This is a genomic window from Paenibacillus algorifonticola (genome assembly GCF_000971975.1).
Lineage (GTDB): Bacteria > Bacillota > Bacilli > Paenibacillales > Paenibacillaceae > Pristimantibacillus > Pristimantibacillus algorifonticola.
The window spans coordinates 1-16,580 of the sequence record NZ_LAQO01000019.1 but is presented as its reverse complement, the minus strand read 5'-3'; the positions used below and the strand labels follow the sequence as shown (position 1 = coordinate 16,580).

General features: G+C 49.8%; 17 protein-coding genes. 5 read left to right on the top strand and 12 right to left on the bottom strand.

The features are described from left to right. Window positions 1-272 precede the first annotated feature (272 nt). From WH37_RS22950 to ilvB, 4 genes are all read right to left on the bottom strand, one after another. Window positions 273-1,817 (bottom strand): 2-isopropylmalate synthase, encoded by a 1,545-nt coding sequence (locus WH37_RS22950; protein ID WP_046232970.1) that lies wholly within the window; start codon window positions 1,815-1,817, stop codon window positions 273-275. 176 nt (window positions 1,818-1,993) lie between these two features. Beyond that, window positions 1,994-2,986 carry a ketol-acid reductoisomerase gene (gene ilvC / locus WH37_RS22945; protein ID WP_046232969.1) on the bottom strand — a complete coding sequence of 331 codons (993 nt, stop codon included), beginning with the start codon at window positions 2,984-2,986 and terminating at the stop codon, window positions 1,994-1,996. A gap of 141 nt (window positions 2,987-3,127) precedes the next feature. Next, complete coding sequence (ilvN, locus tag WH37_RS22940; protein ID WP_046232968.1) at window positions 3,128-3,613, bottom strand: acetolactate synthase small subunit; 486 nt, start codon at window positions 3,611-3,613, stop codon at window positions 3,128-3,130. Continuing rightward, complete coding sequence (ilvB, locus tag WH37_RS22935; RefSeq protein WP_046232967.1) at window positions 3,610-5,355, bottom strand: biosynthetic-type acetolactate synthase large subunit; 1,746 nt, start codon at window positions 5,353-5,355, stop codon at window positions 3,610-3,612. The genes ilvN and ilvB overlap by 4 nt, the downstream gene beginning before the upstream one ends. A gap of 508 nt (window positions 5,356-5,863) precedes the next feature. Between ilvB and WH37_RS22930 the strand changes: the two genes are divergently transcribed. Beyond that, the gene (locus WH37_RS22930; RefSeq protein WP_046232966.1) at window positions 5,864-6,346 is read left to right on the top strand and encodes a GNAT family N-acetyltransferase; all 483 of its coding nucleotides are present in this window, start codon (window positions 5,864-5,866) and stop codon (window positions 6,344-6,346) included. Here WH37_RS22930 and WH37_RS22925 read toward each other — a convergent pair. The 6 genes from WH37_RS22925 to WH37_RS22900 form a co-directional block, all read right to left on the bottom strand. Then, on the bottom strand, window positions 6,343-6,687 hold the full coding sequence (locus WH37_RS22925) for a hypothetical protein (protein WP_046232965.1): 345 nt from the start codon (window positions 6,685-6,687) through the stop codon (window positions 6,343-6,345). The genes WH37_RS22930 and WH37_RS22925 overlap by 4 nt on opposite strands. 185 nt (window positions 6,688-6,872) lie before the next feature. After that, on the bottom strand, window positions 6,873-7,232 hold the full coding sequence (rplT, locus tag WH37_RS22920; RefSeq protein WP_046232964.1) for a 50S ribosomal protein L20: 360 nt from the start codon (window positions 7,230-7,232) through the stop codon (window positions 6,873-6,875). Between the two features lie 50 nt (window positions 7,233-7,282). After that, window positions 7,283-7,483, bottom strand: a complete 201-nt coding sequence (gene rpmI / locus WH37_RS22915) for a 50S ribosomal protein L35 (protein WP_046232963.1) — start codon at window positions 7,481-7,483, stop codon at window positions 7,283-7,285. Between the two features lie 20 nt (window positions 7,484-7,503). Then, window positions 7,504-8,085, bottom strand: a complete 582-nt coding sequence (gene infC / locus WH37_RS22910) for a translation initiation factor IF-3 (protein WP_231594339.1) — start codon at window positions 8,083-8,085, stop codon at window positions 7,504-7,506. 370 nt (window positions 8,086-8,455) lie between these two features. After that, entirely contained in the window at window positions 8,456-9,694 is a 1,239-nt protein-coding gene (locus WH37_RS22905) for a glycosyltransferase family 2 protein (RefSeq protein ID WP_046232962.1), read from the bottom strand. Window positions 9,695-10,031: 337 nt separating this feature from the next. Further along, the gene (locus WH37_RS22900) at window positions 10,032-11,213 is read right to left on the bottom strand and encodes a glycosyltransferase family 4 protein (protein ID WP_046232961.1); all 1,182 of its coding nucleotides are present in this window, start codon (window positions 11,211-11,213) and stop codon (window positions 10,032-10,034) included. Between the two features lie 192 nt (window positions 11,214-11,405). On the opposite strand from WH37_RS22900, the gene WH37_RS22895 reads away from it, so the two are divergent. Next, complete coding sequence (locus tag WH37_RS22895; protein WP_046232960.1) at window positions 11,406-11,966, top strand: phosphatase PAP2 family protein; 561 nt, start codon at window positions 11,406-11,408, stop codon at window positions 11,964-11,966. Between the two features lie 65 nt (window positions 11,967-12,031). Here the strand turns inward: WH37_RS22895 and trmB are convergent, their stop codons facing one another. After that, window positions 12,032-12,784 (bottom strand): tRNA (guanosine(46)-N7)-methyltransferase TrmB, encoded by a 753-nt coding sequence (gene trmB / locus WH37_RS22890; protein ID WP_046232959.1) that lies wholly within the window; start codon window positions 12,782-12,784, stop codon window positions 12,032-12,034. Between the two features lie 166 nt (window positions 12,785-12,950). Next, entirely contained in the window at window positions 12,951-13,157 is a 207-nt protein-coding gene (locus WH37_RS22885) for a hypothetical protein (RefSeq protein WP_046232958.1), read from the bottom strand. 454 nt (window positions 13,158-13,611) lie between these two features. Here WH37_RS22885 and mnmL point away from each other — a divergent pair, with 454 nt between their 5' ends. From mnmL to WH37_RS22870, 3 genes are read left to right on the top strand one after another with little or no spacing between them, the layout of a single operon-like run. After that, window positions 13,612-14,583, top strand: coding sequence for a tRNA modification radical SAM protein MnmL/YtqA (mnmL, locus tag WH37_RS22880; RefSeq protein ID WP_046232957.1), 972 nt, complete (start codon window positions 13,612-13,614; stop codon window positions 14,581-14,583). Window position 14,584: 1 nt separating this feature from the next. Beyond that, window positions 14,585-15,175 (top strand): tRNA 5-(aminomethyl)-2-thiouridylate-methyltransferase MnmM, encoded by a 591-nt coding sequence (gene mnmM / locus WH37_RS22875; protein WP_046232956.1) that lies wholly within the window; start codon window positions 14,585-14,587, stop codon window positions 15,173-15,175. A 37-nt stretch (window positions 15,176-15,212) separates the two neighbouring features. Then, the gene (locus WH37_RS22870) at window positions 15,213-16,184 is read left to right on the top strand and encodes a type I phosphomannose isomerase catalytic subunit (protein WP_046232955.1); all 972 of its coding nucleotides are present in this window, start codon (window positions 15,213-15,215) and stop codon (window positions 16,182-16,184) included. Window positions 16,185-16,580: the final 396 nt, after the last annotated feature.

Below are 16,580 nucleotides of genomic sequence, written 5' to 3'. Positions count from 1 at the left end.
TAGAAGAACAAGTATGGCAAAACATATACTTTCTTATATTTCAAGGTGAAACGGCTGTCGCCATCCTTTGGCGGTGCGGCGCGTTTCAGTCCGAGAAATAGAAGAACAAGTATGGCAAAACATATACTTTCTTATATTTCAAGGTGAAACGGCTGTCGCCGTCCTTTGGTGGCGCGGCGCGTTTCAGTCCGAGAAATAGAAGAACAAGTATGGCAAAGCATATACTTTCTTATATTTAAATAAAGGAGGAGCTTTCGCTCCCCCTAAGCTAACTAAATCAAGCTCATTTTATCGCGACGGCCTGGCGATTTGCGTTTCTCAATGAGTCGGTTGAGCGCATCGATGTAGGCGCGTGCGCTCGCTTCCAAAATATCTGTGCTAAGGCCGCGGCCTTGCGCAGATACTTCATTTTGGTTCAGCACAACATGCACCTCACCAAGCGCATCCTTGCCTTGGGATACCGATTTGATCGAATAATCCTCAAGCTCTACAGCTTCAGCAGTCACTTTATCGATCGCATTGTAAATCGCATCGACCGAGCCATTGCCTTCCGCTGTTCCTTCGCTAACGCTTCCATCCGCTTGACGGATAATAACCGAAGCGCTAGGCGTCGATTGGTTGCCGTAGCTCACTTGAATCGTCTCAAGCGTGAATACTTCCGGCGTATCAACGAGCTTTTCTTCCAGAAAGGCACGAATATCTTCGTCGGTGACATTCTTTTTGCGATCAGCTAAGTTTTTGAACTTGGCGAAGGCCACGTTAACCGCTTCTTCATCCAGCTCATAGCCCATATCAATCAGCTTCTCGCGGAATGCGTGACGGCCGGAGTGCTTGCCCAGTACGAGCGAAGACTCTCTTAGACCGATTGTATCCGGCGAAATGATTTCATACGTCGTTTTTTCCTTAAGCATGCCGTCCTGATGAATGCCGGACTCATGCGCGAAGGCGTTGGCGCCAACAATCGCTTTATTGCCTGGTACAACCATGCCCGTCAGCTTGCTGACCAGACGGCTCGTCTTGGCAATTTCTTTCAGGTTTAGCGTCGTTGTCGCGCCAAAATAATCAGCACGCGTTGCAAGCGCAAGGGCAATTTCCTCGATCGCGGTATTTCCGGCACGTTCGCCGATACCGTTAATCGTGCCCTCTACTTGATCGGCGCCATTAAGTATAGCAGACAGCGCATTGGCTGTTGCCATGCCCAGATCATCATGGCAATGCGCGCTGAGTTGGATCGTTTCGATGTTCGGAACGTTTTGCTTCAGCGTTTTGAAGATGTTGCCGAATTCCTGCGGATTCAAATAACCGACGGTATCCGGAATATTAACGACTGTCGCTCCCGCGCGAATCGCCATATCCGTTACTTCGCAAAGGAAATCAAGCTCTGTGCGCCCAGCATCTTCAGGCGAGAATTCGACTTTATCAAAATATTTCTTCGCATAACGAATAGCGCGCTCTGCTGTTTCCAGCACTTGCTCCTTCTCCATCCGCAGCTTGTGCTTGCGGTGAATTGGGCTTGTCGCCAGGAATAGATGGATGCACGGGTCCTGCGCGCCTTTAAGCGCTTCACGCACCGCGTCAATATCCTGCTCGCGCGAGCGCGACAGGCCGATAATCGTTGCATTTTTGATAGCTGTCGCTACCGCATTAACCGCTGCCAAATCACCGGGCGATGCCGCAGGAAAACCAGCTTCAATCCGGTCAACGCCCAGCTTTTCCAGTTGGAGCGCGATTTCCACCTTTTCCTTCGTGTTCAGGTTAACGCCTGGAGACTGCTCCCCATCACGCAATGTTGTGTCAAAAATATAAATTTTACGCATTTTCCTTGCACCTCCGGGAACAGAATGATCCCGGTACGCACGGACAGCTTTAGACTGCGCCTGCGCGCAGCTCCTCTGCCGGTGAACCGGAATTATTTCTTCATCGCTTCATGCTATGGGGGCGCATCTTCGCAAGGTTAAACACCTATTTGAAGATACGCCCTAGTTAAAATATATTACTTCTTGATCCAGTGCATAAGCTCACGAAGCTGTTTGCCTGTTTGCTCGATTGGATGAGCTGCCTCGTTGCGGCGAGTAGCGTTCATCATCGCTTGTCCTGATTTGTTTTCCAGGATGAAATCGCGTGCGAAACGGCCGGATTGGATATCTTCCAATACGCGCTTCATTTCTTTTTTCGTTTCAGCTGTTACAATGCGAGGACCTGTTACATAGTCGCCGTATTCAGCTGTGTTGGAGATGGAATCACGCATCGAGGAAATTCCGCCTTCATACATCATGTCAACGATCAGCTTCAACTCGTGCAAGCACTCGAAGTAAGCCATTTCTGGAGCGTAGCCAGCTTCAACAAGCGTTTCAAAACCAGCTTGTACAAGCGCGGAAGCGCCGCCGCAAAGAACAGCTTGCTCACCGAACAAGTCTGTTTCGGTTTCTTCTTTGAACGTTGTTTCGATAACGCCTGCACGAGTACAGCCGATACCTTTAGCATAAGCAAGACCGATTGCTTTTGCATTGCCGGAAGCATCTTGCTCGATCGCGATCAAGCCCGGTACGCCAAAGCCTTCTTCATACGTACGGCGAACCATGTGGCCTGGCGATTTAGGAGCAACCAGGAATACGTCTGTATCTTTGCTTGGCTTGATTTGGCCGAAGTGAATGTTGAAGCCGTGGGAGAACATCAGAGCCGCGCCTTTTTTCAGGTTCGGTGCGATTTCCTCGTTGTATACTTGTGCTTGAGTTTCGTCAGGCAGCAGAATTTGAACAACGTCTGCTACTTTAGTTGCTTCAGCAACGGTCAATACTTCGAAACCGTCTTTTTTCGCTGCGTCAGCGGATTTACCTAGGCGAAGACCGATGATAACTTTAAGTCCGCTGTCGCGAAGGTTTTGCGCTTGTGCGTGACCTTGGCTTCCGTAACCGATTACTGCGATCGTTTTACCTTGAAGTACGCTTTGATCAGCGTCTTTTTCATAATACAATGTAACTGCCATGTGAATAATTGCCTCCTTTATTTTGACCCTTTTGAACGGGTGTTTAAGTAGAGAATGACGCGATTAACCGCGGTTCTCCGCTTAAACTCCCGCTCAAAGCGGGGTGAATCTATATTTTTGATAAAAGGTTGCGTCCGAACGTTAGCGGCTGTTGCCGCGGTTCAGCGCCGTTACACCGGTACGGGACAGCTCGCGAATGCCGTAAGGCCCCAGCAATTCCACCATTGCATCAATTTTCTCGGTATCGCCAACAACCTGTACCATAACGGAATGAGTGCCAATGTCCACAACTGCTGCGCGGAATGTTTCGACTACGCCGAAAATTTCCGGACGCGCCGCAGGCTCGGCGCTTACCTTAATAAGCGCCAGCTCGCGGGCAACAATTGGGTTAGAGCTAAGGTGAATGACTTTAATAACATCAATAAGCTTATAAAGCTGCTTCGTAATTTGCTCAAGCGTCTGCTCATCGCCTGTTGTGACGATGACCATGCGGGACAGGCCAACCTCTTCGCTCGTACCCACTGTGATGCTCTCAATATTGAAGCCGCGGCGGCCGAACAAACCGGACACACGCTGCAAAACGCCAGGCTGGTCGTTAACGATTACTGCGATTGTATGTTTCTTCATTCCGCATCCCCCATGATCATTTCGTCGATCGTGCTACCCTGTGCGACCATCGGGTATACATTTTCTTCTTTGCGAACGACAAACTCCACAACTGCAGGACCAGGGTGACGCAGTGCCTCTTCCCATACTGCTTTTGCTTCTTCCTTGTTCGTCGCGCGGAAGCCCTTCACACCGTATGCTTCCGACAGCTTCACAAAGTCAGGGCTGCCCGAAAGGTCAATATGGCTGTAGCGATTATCGTAAATCAGCTCCTGCCACTGGCGCACCATTCCCAGTACCTGATTGTTCAAAATAACAACCTTGACCGGAATGTTGTTGATTGCACAAATCGCCAGCTCCTGCGCACACATCTGCATGCCGCCATCGCCGTTGATTGAAATAACAAGTCGGTCAGGGTTCGCCATCTGAGCGCCGATTGCCGAAGGGAAACCAAAGCCCATCGTTCCAAGGCCGCCAGAGGTTACCCACGAGCGCGGTTTGTTGAACTTGTAAAACTGTGCTGCCCACATTTGATGCTGGCCAACGTCCGTTGTTACAATGGCATCGCCGTTCGTCGTCTCGTGCAGCATTTCCACGACCCATTGCGGCTTAAGCTCATCTTCCGAATCCTTGTATCTGAACGGATATTGCGCTTTCGAAGCCAGCAGCTCTGCACGCCATGCATCCGCTTTGTCTGCACGCTTAGCCTGCAAATTCGCAATTTGCAGCACCGTCTTCACGTCGCCTACAATCGGAATGTCAGTTGGAACGTTTTTGCCGATTTCGGCAGGGTCGATATCAATATGAATGATCTTCGCATATGGTGCGAAGCCAGACAGCTTGCCCGTTACCCGATCATCAAAACGAGCGCCGATATTGATCAGCAAATCCGCTTTCTGAATCGATTTGTTCGCTGTAAAGGTGCCATGCATACCCGGCATGCCCAGGAACAAATCTTCTCCGCTTGGGAATGCCCCAAGACCGAGCAGCGTTGTCGTAATCGGAATATCGGTTTTCTTCACGAATTCATGCAGTTCTTCATGCGCGCCGGAGTAAATAACGCCGCCGCCTGCAAGGATAAGCGGACGCTCCGCTTCCGTGATGGCTTTAATCATTTTGTCCACCTGCAGCTTGTTCGGCGATACAGTTGGATTATAACCGCGAATGCTGACTTCCGTTACCGGCTTGAACAGCGTCTTATTAGCGGAAATGTCTTTCGGTATATCAATAAGAACAGGTCCTTTGCGTCCTGTATTAGCAATATGGAAAGCTTCATGAATAATACGGGCCAGATCATCTACATCCCGTACCAGATAGCTGTGCTTCGTAATCGGCATCGTAATACCTGTAATATCAGCTTCCTGGAACGCATCGGTTCCAATCAGACTCGACATAACATTGCCCGTAATAACGACCATAGGCACCGAATCCATATAAGCAGTAGCAATACCCGTTACCAGATTCGTCGCGCCAGGACCAGAGGTTGCAATACATACCCCTACTTTGCCGCTTGCGCGGGCGTAACCGTCGGCCGCGTGAATCGCGCCCTGCTCATGGCGGGTAAGCAGATGGTTGAAATCAGAGAAACCGTGCATCGCATCGTAAATGTACAACACTGCGCCACCCGGATACCCGAATACGCAATCGACGCCTTCCAGCACCAAGCTGCGAAGTAAAATTTCAGAACCCGTAATTACTTCTGGCTGCCTCAGCTTCTCCATTAATTCTTCTTTTGACTTCAGTGTTGCATTTTGCGTGACCATCGGTCATCCTCCTCTCGAAAACAACAAAAAAACCTTTCGTTCCTCCTGCTTCTAGAAGAAGCATCGAGGGACGAAAGGTTTAACTTCCGTGGTACCACCCAAATTCGTTACACATCTTGCGATGTATAACCTCCACAGGTAAGAACGTGTGCGCACTGACCGTCCATACCTTTAGCACTGTAACGCGTGCCCTGCGATTTTCCCTAATAACCACTTGACGTGCTTTTCAGGAAAACAGCTCCGAGGTGAGCTCGTAGAAAAGGGGTTTTGGCGATGGTTGCAGCTGATCCATCCGCTCTCTGAACAAAAGAGCCCTTAACACTTCGTCCTCATCATTGCTGATGACATATGTTTGAATAAGACTTTCTTTATTATAAGCTGACATCATTCGTTAGTCAAGAAGAAACCGTAATAGCTTTTTAGCAAAAATAGGGCGCGCGACAAAGCCTCGCTTCATATATTAGCATAGCCAGCATTAGGCAAACTCATGCAGTCAGGAATGATCTTAATGATACGAGAGCGCAACGCCCGTACCGATGATGAAGAAATCATCAGGCTCATCAAGGCAGAGCTTATGCCATTATCATGGACGACTCATCAACATGACGCTAAAGTCATTCGCGAGCTGCCTCTTCGCCTTCGCCGCGGCGTAACCTATGTGGCGGCAGCAGGAAAAACAGCCAAACCCTATGGCTTTATCCATTTTGAAACGGCCCGCGACATTCTGATGTTTTCCATGCTTGCTGTACACCCCGAGCATCGCAACCGTCATTGCGGAAGAAAACTGATGGCGGCAGCCGAAGCCTATGGCTTGGCAGCTTCCTGTACGATGGCTCGCCTGTTCGTTGATCAAATCAACGGCAAGGCCCACCATTTTTATGCGAAGCTCGGATATCAGACCATTCGATATTATCCCGAGCTTCGCTGCTACGAAATGATTAAAGGCTTGCTTAACACCGAAAACAGCAGCCCTATGCCGCTAAATACTTAGTAGTAGCCACCATAGTTGTAGCCTTGGTTCGGACAGCATTTTCCTCCACCATAGCCGCCTCCGTAACCGCCGCCATATCCTCCACCGTAGCCTCCATAGCCGCCTCCGAAGCCAGCTCCGAAGAATGGAAGTGTACCGATTGCCAGCAAATCAAACAGAACTAGGGGCAGCAGCGCCTTTGTTTTGACCGGCTTGCCTCTGCCTTTGCCAATTGGCGCAAGCGTCAGCTTGTTGCCCTGGATGCGAACGAGCTTGCCCGTGACGACAGAGCCGTCCTTGCGCACTGCATAGATGGATTTGCCCGCGAGCTTGCGCACCTGCTCTTTGGTAATGTTACCCATGCAAAATCCCTCCTTTCCCGTTGTTCTTTAGTTTATTCAGGAAAGAGGTAGCCGCCTGTTTGTTTGTCCTCTGCCGCCGGAATTGGACGCTTGAATATACGATTCTCTAGCTGGAGCCGGGAAGCTTTATAAATCATAATGAGGCTGCCCCCTAAGGGACAGCCTCATCTATAACGCTTCAGTTACTAAGCGTTGATTTTTTGTTTAGCCACGCCAGCAAGGGAGTTGAACGAAGCGATATCGTTAACAGCCAGGTCAGCAAGGATTTTGCGGTTTACTTCAACGCCAGCAAGTTTCAAACCGTACATGAATTTGCTGTACGACAGACCGTTGATACGAGCTGCTGCATTGATACGAACGATCCACAGTCTGCGGATGTCACGTTTTTTGTTGCGACGATCGCGGTAAGCATACATCAAGGACTTGCCTACTTGCTCCTTCGCTGTTTTAAACAGGCGATGCTTCGAACCGAAATAACCTTTTGCCAGTTTCAAAATTCTTTTGCGACGACGAGTGCGGACAAATCCGCCTTTAACTCTTGCCATGAGTATTGACCTCCTGAAAGTTTCTAATTAGTATTTATTGCAAAACGTGCTTATTTAAGATTGTTAAGACCTTGTTGCAGGCGTTTAACGTCGCCAGCAGCCATCAGTGGTTGACCAGCAAGAACGCGCTTCTGGCGTCCGGATTTGTGGGAAAGCAAGTGGTTTTTGTAAGCTTTATACCGCTTTACTTTACCAGTACCCGTAATTTTGAAACGGTCTTTCAGACTGCTGTGTGTTTTCATTTTCGGCATGTCAATTATCCTCCCTTAAATTAAGTGTTGCTTTTTGGTGCCAAAATCATAATCATGCTCCGGCCTTCCAGCTTAGGAGCGCGTTCTACGCTGCATATTTCGGCAACCTCTTGAGCGAGACGATCCAAAATCTTTTGACCAAGCGACGCGTGCGCAATTTCACGACCGCGGAACCGGACAGAAGCTTTAACTTTATCGCCTTCACCCAAAAACTTTACAACATTGCGGTATTTCGTTTGATAATCGTGCTCATCAATGTTTGCACGGAACCAAACTTCCTTAAGATCAACGATCTTTTGGTTTTTCCGGGCTTCTTTTTCTTTCTTTTGCTGCTCATAGCGGAATTTTCCGTAATCCATAATCCGGCATACCGGCGGTTTAGCCGTCGGTGCTACGTTCACCAGATCCAGGTTTAAATCTATGGCCATTTGCAAGGCATCGCGAATTGGTTTAATACCGATTTGCTCACCTTCCGCACCAACTAAACGTACTTCTCTGGCCCGGATTTCATCATTGATTTGATGTTCTCTGCTAATAACGTGCCACCTCCAAAAGAGTATACTTGCAAAATAAAAGGGATACAGGCTCAATTGAACCCGCATCCCATAACCGTTGTTTGCTGCTATTCCCTTCATCTCACAAGGAGACGCAAAAGATAAGCTTAGTCGATTATCGCAAACCGGTCAGCGCGAGCCGAAAGGTGAGAAGCGGGTGCTTCTGCTTGTGCGTTACAGTATTTCATAAATTGTTTCCTAAACACTACCGACTTACTATATCACAACCAAAAGTTCAGTGTCAACACTTTTAAAATCATAATGTGAATAACGGTGCGAAGCGGACGGAATCGTTGCGTAGAAGCGTCAGCGTCCTCCTTTGCTCGCAAATTTTCACCGACTCAGTCGGTTCATTCAGGAAATCTGCGAGCAACAGAGGCCGGAACAATGATCCGTCAGCTTATTCACTAATCCGGTTTTAAAGCTGCTTGCTCTGCACTTCCTCCAAGCGGATGACGCGGGTATGCTGCGTATGGCTCCACTTCTTGTTGTTTTGCGTAAAGAAGGCATGAACCGTAATTGGCCACCACGACAGTGTGAAAAGCAAGAACGTCGGGATGCGCAGATACAGCTTCCAGTTTACTTTAGCCAAATACATAGACAATGGAATTTGAATGAAAATGTAAAGCATATACGGGATGGACACCCAAATCGGAAGCATATTGTATACGGATGTTACCCGCTCTCCTCCCGAAAGGAAGATGTCGCCCCAAACGATAGCGGCAATACAGAAGCCCGCAAGATAATTGTAAGCATTAAAAACATACAGCGCCGCATCGATCTTCGTCCAGCTGCGATCCTTGATGCCCTGCCACAGCAGCGGCAGCATATGCTTGCGCGTTACGTCAAAGTGGCCTTGCATCCAGCGCAGGCGCTGGCGGGCGGAAGCTTGGAATGTAATCGGCTTTTCGTCGAATACTTTAGCTTCAAAGTTGAATTTCGGGTAAATGCCCCGTTTAATGCAGCGAACCGTAAACTCCAAATCCTCGACAAGGCTCGTAGCTCCCCAGCCCATTTCCTGCAGCAGCTTGGAATCAAACACCATGCCCGTACCGCCGAGGAAGTTCGCAAGCCCGAGATTCGTACGCGGCAGCTGCCATAGACGGTTACAGAACCAATAGTTGATTGCATTAGCCGAGCTGACCCAAGAGTCATTCGGGTTTTTCGTATCCAGATAACCTTGTACAACCTGGAAGCCATTGCACAGATCATTGTTCATATATTGCAGGAAGTCCGTTGCTACGAGATTGTCAGCATCGAAAATCGCAACGCCATCATAGCTGCGCGGCATTTGCCACAGCTCTTTAAGCATCCATTCCACCGCGAAGCCTTTACCGCGTTGATTCGGATTTTCTCTGACGCAGGCGTATACGCCGTCATAGCTTTTTACCACGTCGACTGTTCCGTCCGTGCAGTTGTCGCAGATGACGAAAATATCGTACAGCTCGCGTGGGTATTTCATTTTTTGCAAATTCTCGATCAAGGCTCCAACTACTTGCTCTTCGTTATGAGCGGCGATCAGCAAAGCGAAAGACTTTTGCGGCTTATGCGACAAATCCTCTTTTCTGCGATGCCATCCAAAAAACGTCAGAAACAATTGATACAGGCCAAGCACTGCAAATAAAATTTGCACAACAAACATAATCGAATTGAACATTTAGGTACTGCCCCCTTGAGACCCCTTTTTTTGATTTGCCGATTGAGTGGCGCAGTCAATAAACATGCGTTCATCGTTCAGGCGGTTATTTTATATCTCTCTTGTTTACGGGCGCTTTTCTGAAAGCGTCCCTGACCTTACTTGATTCTCCACACATTGCTTCCTTTTGTCAAAAGCTCAATTGAGCGTTTTCCAGCCGGAAAAGCGCTACCATGGTTAACCAATGACTGCATTACCTCCTTTTGCGGCGCGTCACCCTTATTTTCATCCATTTGCTGATTTTTTAGCACTTCTGTCCTTACTTACGATAAAAAACGCGAAAATGTTTCCGTTAAATTTATCTCATAATGTGACTGACTGGTGAACGCCCGGCTGCGGACTGCCGCTCGCATTCCGCGAGAAGCCCATCAAAAATCGTATCCCAAGACTTGCGAAGACTGAACAATCTTGCGCTGATGCCCAAATTTCTTCTACGTTCCTCATCCTTGTGCAGAAGCGCAAGTGCAGCGGCAAAGCTTGCCGGACTCCCCGCCTCGCAGAGCATGCCGTTCAGCCCGTGGGAGACGGAATCAAGCACGCCGCCCTTGTTCGCACAAAGGACAGGTGTGCCGCATGCCATAGCCTCAAGCACAACATTGCCAAACGTTTCCGTCGCTGACGGAAACAGGAAAAGGTCAGCTGCGGCGTACCATCTTTGCAGCTCTTCTGACGTTTGGAAGCCGAGAAAGGTTGCAGCTACGCCGCTTCTTGCGCATTGCTGCTGCAGCGCCTCTGACGAAGGACCGTCACCAGCCAGCACCAGCTTTACTTGTGCATTCGTTTGCTTTTGGAATAAGGAGAAAGACTCAATTGCCGTTTCGACATCTTTCTCCGGAGCAAGCCTTCCTGCATAAAAAACGACAAAACATTCGTTATTTATGCCTTGCTGCGCCAGCAATTGCTCCCGGTTAACCCGGGGATGAAACAAGCTCGTGTCTATGCCCCGGCTCCACACTGAAAGCCGCTCCGCATCCCATCCTTTCCTAGTCAAATCCTGCAGCGTAGATGTGGAAGGCACAAATATCTTTTTACAGTCGTGATGAAACCATTCCATATACCTACTTAACATCTTTACCATCCATTGCAAATTATAAAACGGCAAATATTGATCAAAATTGGTGTGATACGATGCGATCAGCGGAATTTGATGCCTGCGGGCGTAATGAATGCCACATAAACCAAGGTTAAATGGGGTAGCTACATGTATGAGGGTGGGATTAAATTCATGCAGGGCATGGCGAAGATGCAGCGGATTCGGCAGCGCCAGGCGGCACTCCGGGTAGAGAACAAACGGCAGGCTGGCAAAACGCTCCACAGAGCTTGCCTGCATAGCAGCTTTGGAGTCAAATATCGAGCGCTCCGGCGCCAGCACCAGGCACTCCACCCCCCTGCGCTGCAAATAAGCTATCCAGCGGCCAAGCGAACGGGCAACGCCATTTCGTTCCGGCTCATAGGTATCGGTAAAAAGCGCGAGTCTCATTCATACGCCTCCTTCGCCTTTACTCTTGATTGGTATCGGCTATTATTGTAAGGAAGGTATGTTATCGGGTAATCAACACAGTATGAACGGAACATTAATCTGGATTTTTTACAAATTGTATGCGTACAGGGGCTCAAAACATGGTACTATCTTTAGAGTGGAAAACCGCCACACTTATACAGGAGGATTTGAATGAAACAATTGTTAGGATGGCTGAGAGTGCGCGAGCAGCAGCTCATTGTCTGGGCGAACAGCCGGCGTGGTCATAAGCGCCTGCACCGCTGGCTCGGAAAATGGCTCAGCGTCATTACACATATGGGAGGCGCGACGTTTACCCTGTCCAGTTCTCTGCTATTTGCTTTGATCGCTCCATCACCATGGAACGCAACAGGCTGGCAATGCTTCATAACCGTCGTCATTAGCCATTTCCCCGTATTTGTGGTCAAACGCTGGTTTAAAAGGCTGCGCCCGTATCAAGCGCTTGAAGGCTTGACCACGAGCCACAAACCGCTTGTCGATTCGTCATTTCCATCCGGACATACGACGGCGATATTCGCCTGGCTCATCCCTATTGTGCTTACAAGCGGCGTCCTGCTGGTCATTACGGTTCCGATTGCTGCGATTATAGGCGTTTCGGTAGGCTGGTCGAGGATGTACCTAGGGCTGCATTATCCTTCCGACGTTATTGTCGGCGCATTTATAGGCACGGTCACGGCATTTGCCGTACAATACAGCTGGGTTACTGCCATGTAACCTAGCTGTATTTGGCTTTTGCCCGTTTTTTTACTGCGGGGATTGTTGATTCATTGTTTTAGACGCTAGTCTTCTGTTTCTGCATCCTCTTCGGTTTGTTCCGCTTCACGCTGGGCATTCGCCAGCTTGTTTTCGCGGAATTTCGCCAGTGCCGCTGAGCCAATTACAGCTTCCAGACGGTAGATCGGCTGGCCCTTGTCCATAAATTTCATCTCATATTCGGTAAATACAAGCTCCTCGCGCGGCCCATCCTTATGCAAATGCAGTGAAATGTTCCGAAGCTGAAGCTCCATCTCCGTAAAGCTGTTCAGTGAAAACTCAAACAGCGACATCGAATCGGTCTTAAAATGAATTTCTCCTCGCTCGTTCAGCAACTGACCATATTTCGCCAGAAAACGCGGATGCGTCAGCCTGCGGCGGGCATGCTTTGCTTTCGGCCAAGGATCGCTGAAATTCAGATGAATGCGCTCAAGCTCGCCAGGCTCAAACATGGTCTCGATTTGCTCGATATTCGCACGCAGCAGCGCCAAATTAGGCGGATGGCTAACTCCCTGCTCGGCCCAAATCGCATGCGCCTTCTCGCCTGCGCGGCGAATCAGCTCGTCATACATATCTACGCCAATAAAATTAATATGCGGATTGCGCGCGCTCATATGACTAATAAAACGGCCCTTGCCCATGCCAAGCTCCACATAAATCGGGTTATCATTGCCGAAAAAATCGCGCCATTTCCCTTTAAGCGGGGCGGCATCCAGCACAACAAGCTCAGGCTGCGCCTCCAGGCTTTCACGAATTCCTTTTCTTCCTCTTAATCGCATTGTATTTGAATCCTCCATTTAATTGCGGGCCCGCCCGAATGGCAGGCAACTCCCGCATATAAGCTAGTCCTTATTGTGCCTAAGATCGCCCTTCTTGTAAAGCCGATAGCCAAAAAAAGAACCGCAGGGTGGCCGCCCCCGCGGTTCTTCTACTAAATAGAGCAACTCAGATCAGCAAGCGATAATCAATCGGAGCACTGGACTTATCAATTTCATACGTTTCTTCCAGCGCTTCATTCAGCTTCTTGCGTGCAGATACTTCAACATGATGATTATTGTGGAATCTGACACCGCTCAGCGCCATCAGCTCTTTAACTGTTAATTCTACCGTTACTTTCTCATCGCCATGTGGAATTCTAGTTTGCTCGCTCATTAGACATCACCTCATCGTTTAATATAACTCATTATTTCCAGACAAACGACATTGTATGACAATCGCTACGAATTAGCTATGTTAGGTTTTTTTGTTGTCCTTTCACACTTTTAATATAACAGATCATGTAAGGTATAGCAAGCCTATTTTTCGTTTTCCCAAAAATAATTTCCAGTTTTCCGCATCGTGGAAACGTTTACATTTGGCCCATAATCGGGCGTGGCTTTCCGCCTGCTTTTTCGTTAAAATAGAGGGAGCGAATAAATGGCGGTGAAAAAGATTCTGCGCTGCGTGAAAAGGTCCGCTTCCGATCGCTGTTGCCCCTGAATTTCTCTGAATAAGCCGATGAAACGGTTGAAATTTAGGGGCAAAGGCGAGCCTACGTTTCTCCAGCCGGACCTTTTCACTTCGCTTGACTTTTTCACCACCCTTTTTAGAAGAGAAGGAGAACGGAATGAATTCATTAAAAGCAACCGCATTAGAAGCAACTAATGAACCCCTGCTATGGGGCGATAAAAGATTTCATACATGGAACTACGAGATGCGCGAGCAATTCGGAGGCAAAGTATTCAAGGTCATGCTCGATGCCGGATTCACATGCCCGAACCGCGACGGATCCATTGCCAAAGGCGGCTGCACCTTCTGCAGCGCGCGCGGATCTGGCGATTTTGCCGGGAGCCGGCGTGATGATCTCGTTACCCAGTTCAACAATATCCGTGATCGCCAGCATCAAAAATGGCCGGATGCCCAGTATATTGGCTACTTCCAGGCATATACGAACACTTACGCGCCCGTAGAGGAGCTTCGCGAATATTACGAGGTGATTTTACAGCAGCCCGGCGTTGTGGGCCTGTCGATTGCAACCCGTCCCGACTGTCTGCCGGACGATGTCGTCGATTATTTGGCAGAGCTCAATGAACGCACCTACCTCTGGGTCGAAATGGGGCTGCAGACGGTTCATGAATCGACCTCGGAGCTGATTAACCGGGCGCATGATACCGCCTGCTATGTTGACGCGGTACAGCGATTGCGTGCGCGCGGCATCCGCGTGTGCGCCCACATTATTTACGGGCTGCCGCAGGAAACGCATGAAATGATGCTGGACACCGGACGCGCCGTTGCCGCCATGGATGTGCAGGGCATCAAAATCCATCTGCTGCATCTGATGCGCAAGACGCCAATGGTCCGCCAATATGAAGCTGGACTGCTGCGCTTTCTTGAGAAGGATGAATACGTCAAGCTAATTGGCGACACGCTGGAGTTTTTGCCACCAGAGATGATCGTCCACCGTCTGACTGGCGATGCGCCCCGCGACCTGCTCATCGGCCCGATGTGGAGCCTCAAGAAATGGGAAGTGCTCAATGCTATAGACGACGAGCTGCGTCAGCGCGGCACTTGGCAAGGAAAGCTGTGGGTGAACAGCTAGCATGGGATTTTTATCGGTTCTCAGCATGGCGCATCGCTGGATGGCCGAACGGGCACAGCCCGGAGATGCCGTCATCGATGCAACGTCAGGCGGCGGCGTTGATACGCTTGCACTCGCCCGTCTCGTTGGTGAACGGGGCAGCGTATTCGCCTTCGACATCCAGCAGGCGGCGCTTGACCGGACGCGGGAGCGGCTGGACGCTTTACGGGCCAGCGGCAAGGAGAAGCTTGCGGAGACGCAGCTTTTCCTCCAGAGCCACGAGCATATGACGGATTGCCTCCCGGCCGCGCTGCATGGCAAAATAGCCGGTGTGATGTTTAATCTCGGCTTTTTGCCTGGAGGCGATGAGTCGCTTATTACGCAGCCATCGACTACAATTGCCGCGCTGGAAGCAGCGCTTGCCCTGCTCCGTCCGGGCGGCATCATTACATGCGTCGTCTATCCCGGTCATCCGGGAGGCGCGGAGGAAGCGGCAGCCGTGCAGCAATGGGTCGAAGCGCTGCCAGACGTGGCCGTCTCCACTATGCTATACCGTCAGCTCCACAAGAAGGCAGCACCGTATTTGCTTGGCGTAGAGAAAAAAGGCAAATGAGAAGCAAAAACCACTTAACTTAGGGAGAGATACTGTCATGACTAAACCATATCCATTGCAATTTCAGCCAGAGATGAAGGAACGTATTTGGGGAGGCCGTGCGCTTGAGCAGTTTGGACTCACGCTGCCGGAAGGCTCGATTGGCGAAGGCTGGATGATCGGCGACCATCCGAACGGCACGACGAAGGTTATAAATGGCGAGCTTGCTGGCAAGGGCCTCGACGAAATTCGCGAAGCTTATGGCCGCGAGTGGTTCGGCACGAAAGGCTTTTCCGAGAAAAATGGCCGTTTCCCGCTGCTCATCAAGCTGCTGGATTGCAATGATGACCTGTCGATTCAGGTTCACCCGACTGACACATACGAAGGATTGCCTGAAGGCGAGCTTGGCAAAACCGAAATGTGGTACATCCTTGATGCCAAGCCAGGCGCTACGATTATTTACGGCTTGAAGGACGGCGTAGACCGTGCAGCTATGGAAGCCGCAATCGCTGAAGGACGCATTATGGATACGCTGCAGGAGGTTCCCGTTCAAGCAGGCGATGCCTTTTACATTCCGGCAGGAACCGTTCATGCGCTGTGCGCTGGCGTAGTCGTTGCCGAAATTCAGCAAAATTCCGATACGACCTACCGCCTGTATGACTATGACCGTCTTGGCCTTGATGGCGAGCTGCGCGACCTGCATATCGAGGACTCGCTGAACGTCATTGCTTATGACGGCGCAGGCGCAAGCCGCATGACTACCGAAGGCGTTGCTGATGGCCAGTGGCTGACCATTGCCTCATCTCCTTATTTTATTGTGGAAAAAGGAATCATTCGCTCCACTGCAGCTTATGAAACGCCGGCGACAAGCTTCGTCATCTTGATCGTTGCCGAAGGCAGCGGCAAGCTGAAATGGGCAGACGGCGAGCTCGCTCTCGCAGCTGGCCAAGCTTATTTGCTTCCAGCAAGCCTTGGAGGCTATGAGCTGGACGGCAGCCTAACCGTGATCCGCAGCGTTGTGCCTGCGTAAAGCTTTTTTCTCGGCAGGAACATAAACGAATGGAAAACAGGGATGCGATTTTCTCGCATCCCTGTTTTATTTGTATAGGGCATATCGGAGCATGCGTTTACACTCCGTGATATTGTATAATTTATACGGAGATGAATGTGAATATACGTACCGAAAGGCAGCTTCATGCTCTTCATTTCAGGGGTATACTCCCCCACAAAGATCGACTTGGTGGACACAGCAGCCGCTATTTTAACAGGATCACGGGTTAAGGCACGTGCTGCGGACTCAGGAGCCGCTAATGCACTGCAAATGACCATTTTGCCGGGATGATGAGGACGATAACGAATTTCCTGTAGCTAGAATAAAAAGTGGACACAGCATTAAGGAACGCCTAATAATAGACGTAACGAAAAA

Coding starts and splice junctions, on each gene's coding strand:
- WH37_RS22950 (WP_046232970.1), bottom strand. CDS start 1,817: ATGCGTAAAATTTATATTTTTGACACAACATTGCGTGATGGGGAGCAG.
- ilvC (WP_046232969.1), bottom strand. CDS start 2,986: ATGGCAGTTACATTGTATTATGAAAAAGACGCTGATCAAAGCGTACTT.
- ilvN (WP_046232968.1), bottom strand. CDS start 3,613: ATGAAGAAACATACAATCGCAGTAATCGTTAACGACCAGCCTGGCGTT.
- ilvB (WP_046232967.1), bottom strand. CDS start 5,355: ATGGTCACGCAAAATGCAACACTGAAGTCAAAAGAAGAATTAATGGAG.
- WH37_RS22930 (WP_046232966.1), top strand. CDS start 5,864: ATGATACGAGAGCGCAACGCCCGTACCGATGATGAAGAAATCATCAGG.
- WH37_RS22925 (WP_046232965.1), bottom strand. CDS start 6,687: ATGGGTAACATTACCAAAGAGCAGGTGCGCAAGCTCGCGGGCAAATCC.
- rplT (WP_046232964.1), bottom strand. CDS start 7,232: ATGGCAAGAGTTAAAGGCGGATTTGTCCGCACTCGTCGTCGCAAAAGA.
- rpmI (WP_046232963.1), bottom strand. CDS start 7,483: ATGCCGAAAATGAAAACACACAGCAGTCTGAAAGACCGTTTCAAAATT.
- infC (WP_231594339.1), bottom strand. CDS start 8,085: ATGCGGGTTCAATTGAGCCTGTATCCCTTTTATTTTGCAAGTATACTC.
- WH37_RS22905 (WP_046232962.1), bottom strand. CDS start 9,694: ATGTTCAATTCGATTATGTTTGTTGTGCAAATTTTATTTGCAGTGCTT.
- WH37_RS22900 (WP_046232961.1), bottom strand. CDS start 11,213: ATGAGACTCGCGCTTTTTACCGATACCTATGAGCCGGAACGAAATGGC.
- WH37_RS22895 (WP_046232960.1), top strand. CDS start 11,406: ATGAAACAATTGTTAGGATGGCTGAGAGTGCGCGAGCAGCAGCTCATT.
- trmB (WP_046232959.1), bottom strand. CDS start 12,784: ATGCGATTAAGAGGAAGAAAAGGAATTCGTGAAAGCCTGGAGGCGCAG.
- WH37_RS22885 (WP_046232958.1), bottom strand. CDS start 13,157: ATGAGCGAGCAAACTAGAATTCCACATGGCGATGAGAAAGTAACGGTA.
- mnmL (WP_046232957.1), top strand. CDS start 13,612: ATGAATTCATTAAAAGCAACCGCATTAGAAGCAACTAATGAACCCCTG.
- mnmM (WP_046232956.1), top strand. CDS start 14,585: ATGGGATTTTTATCGGTTCTCAGCATGGCGCATCGCTGGATGGCCGAA.
- WH37_RS22870 (WP_046232955.1), top strand. CDS start 15,213: ATGACTAAACCATATCCATTGCAATTTCAGCCAGAGATGAAGGAACGT.